General features: G+C 41.8%; 3 protein-coding genes. All 3 read left to right on the top strand.

Annotated elements, in window-relative coordinates; translation table 11 throughout:
* The coding region (locus tag OEV42_21510; protein ID MDH3976847.1) for a hypothetical protein at positions 1-1,698 on the top strand (1,698 nt) is incomplete at its 5' end.
* A 147-nt stretch (positions 1,699-1,845) separates the two neighbouring features.
* Complete coding sequence (locus OEV42_21505) at positions 1,846-2,679, top strand: hypothetical protein (GenBank protein MDH3976846.1); 834 nt, start codon at positions 1,846-1,848, stop codon at positions 2,677-2,679.
* Between the two features lie 84 nt (positions 2,680-2,763).
* A partial coding sequence (locus OEV42_21500; protein MDH3976845.1) for a hypothetical protein occupies positions 2,764-2,959 on the top strand: 196 nt, incomplete at its 3' end.

The following is a 2,959-nucleotide window of genomic DNA, read 5'->3' as shown; positions in this document are numbered from 1 at the left end:
GTCCAGTCAGTAGCGGACAGCGGAAGCACGACGGAATTCCGTTATGACGCCGATGGAACCCGTGTACTCAAGCGGGGCCGCTATGGTGAAGTCATCTATGTCAGCGAGAACTATGCTGTACGTAACGGGGCCATTCATACCAAGCATGTTTTTGTTGGAAACACCCGGATTGCGACAAAGCTGAAACTCCAGCAGGTAACGAGAAGTCCGCAAAAGACGACGACTATGCAGACGACAACAACACAGCCAGCAACTGTTGCAAGCTCAACAACAACAGCAACTGATCAGACTGCTCAAAGCAGCACAACGGTTCAGCAAGCACAGCAACCAGTTGTTCAGGAGACGGTACAATTTGCAGATCCCCCTCCCGGCAATGGAAAAGCTAAAGGGCGGGGATTAGCAAAAGGGAAAGTGGCTGCAACACCTCCCGGACAGGCAGCAAAACAAACCAGTGTAATACATCAGCAGGCAGTCAGCGCTGCGCCCACAGGGGGCACAACAGATACGGCACTGCCCGGCAATTCCGAGAAGGGCCTTGAAAATGCGCTCTCCCGCGGGAATGGCCGGAAGTCCGGTATCTACCGCAGGCTTGGCAAATTGGGTTATGTGGTAACACCGGGCGGACAGATTGTACCTGACGGAAACTTACCACCCGGCGGTGGTGGCAGCACGCCTCCCGGAGGCGGTAATGGCGGAGGAAATACGGGCGGAGGACAAGGCAACAACACTTTCGAAGAAAAAGCGGTATACTATTATCATACGGATCATCTCGGCAGCAGCAACATCATTACCGATGCAGTAGGTGACACTTACGAGCACATGGAGTATTTCCCCTATGGTGAGGCCTGGGTAGAGGAAACTAAAAGCGAAGTCTATTTTCCCTACAAGTTCACCGGGAAAGAGCTTGATCCTGAGACAGGGATGTATTACTTTGGGGCGAGGTATTATGAGCCGAGGATTAGTGTTTGGGTGAGTGCTGATCCAGTACTTAGTAGATATTTGCCAGAAGATGGCACAAATGCGTTGGGTTTAATTGGAATGGGAGGAGTATATAATGCTGTAAATCTAAGTCTTTATGCGTATACTCACCAAAATCCAATAAAACTGGTTGATCCGGATGGTAATAGTGCTACTCATAAGCTTGGACATGATGGTGAATATGCAGCATTTAAAGAGGCCTTAGGAAGAAAAGAAATACCACTATCGGCACCGGGACGTAAGGGTGGTGCCGATTTTATTACATTCGATGAAGAATCTAAAACTTTAAAATACTATGACAATAAAGCATATACTACAGGTAAAACAGTTAATAAAGTACCAGGGCTGACGCGTGATAAAGTAAATGCAGATAGAGTAAAAGGAGGAATAGAAAATCTCCTTAAAGAAAAGAAAATTACTCCTGAGCTAGCAAAAGAAATTAATAAAGCTCTAACAAATAAAAATATTGAAAAAATTGTAACCAATAATGCCCCAGGAAGCCTTAAACCAGCGCGAGAAGGATCAAAGTTAGCTGAAAGAGGCATGCGTTTTAAAGGGGTAAAAACGACTTTAGGTGTATTAGGTATTTTTTCTATTATAGTAGAATCTGCGGATAGGAATAAGAGAGCAGAACAAAATGGCGTGTCTGATTGGGACCAAATGATGATAGACTATGGTTTAAGGTCGCCACCAGATACTAATATACCTCGTATTAATTAAAAGGTTAGAACAGCGATGTCTGTAAGGGTGTATAAAAAAAATGACAATTCTTCCAAAATGATTTCAGCTTTTGTACCCTTAATAGCTTTATGCAAATTTGAAGATACCAAATGCTTTACTGGAAAGATGTCACTATTATAAATTGTTATGGATAGAGTTGTCGAAAATTATTGGAATGAAATGCATGCCTATTATTTAAGGGAAGATTACCAGGTTCTATTTTCTCCGGAAACCTATAAAGAAGACTTTGAAGAATCTAAAATAAACAAGAGAGGGCTTTCAGGAGGGGCTCAAAGTTTACTGCATGATTGTATTAATGAAATAGTTTGCGGTTTGGTCGAGCGTGGTTTAGAACTTGCCGTTTTGGCAAAAAAGTTTTCAGAGACTGCTATTAAAGTTGGTGATTTGATGCAATATATGAATCCTCCTTATCCAAAAGAGTTGGGACTTTACTTAAATTATGAATACCTTCAAAAAGCAAACTGGATATTAACGGGTAAGACTGATAAAAACCTCCGCAAATCATTATATTATTTAAGCATAGTTAGAAAAAAATATGAACCACCGGAAAAAAATACTTCAGTTGGTAACCGTTGGGTGGATACCTGGACCTATGTCGTATCATACATGATAGGAGGTAATTTACAGGAAGCGATAAATCAATTTAATCAAATTCATGGGGATATCAGGATTGATTTTGAAAATATAGCAAAGAATAGCGAAAATTTTGTTAAGACTATGTGCGTAGTCTTAAAATATCTTCAAAACAATAGTGAACTTGAAGATATCGCCCGGAATACATTTAATAAATTTTGTTATAATATCAGCGGTTGGGGCAAGAAAGGCAGTAGACCAAGTGATAAAATGTGGAAGGAGTTAACAATAGAAGAACATTTTCAGATTGCGCGGATAAGAGCAATCTATTTTACTGGAGAAAAAGACCCTGTGAAAATAATACAATCGATTAAGGGATTACATTAAAGGAAGTAATAGGAGTAAAAGTAAAAGAGGGCAAGGGAGGGGGGGCAGGCTTGCAACTCTATAGACAACCCCGACACGGGCAATGTGGAATACGAATATGATGAGGCAGGCAATCTCACCGGGAAAATAACGCCTAACCTGAGAGCCGATTCAAAATCGATCAAGTATATCTACGACTATAACCGGCTTGCAAGAATCGATTATCCTTACAGGGCTGATACGGAATATACCTATGGCGCAGCCAATGCCTCATTTAACCGGGTTGGCAGGATTGTAACCC

This window comes from Deltaproteobacteria bacterium (genome assembly GCA_029860075.1).
Lineage (GTDB): Bacteria > Desulfobacterota > JADFVX01 > JADFVX01 > JADFVX01 > JAOUBX01.
Note: the sequence above shows the minus strand (reverse complement) of the source record. Positions and strands in the feature narration are given on the sequence as shown.

Bases quoted from the DNA above. Each gene is read 5' to 3' on its own strand.
- OEV42_21505 (MDH3976846.1), top strand. From the start codon at position 1,846: ATGGATAGAGTTGTCGAAAATTATTGGAATGAAATGCATGCCTATTAT.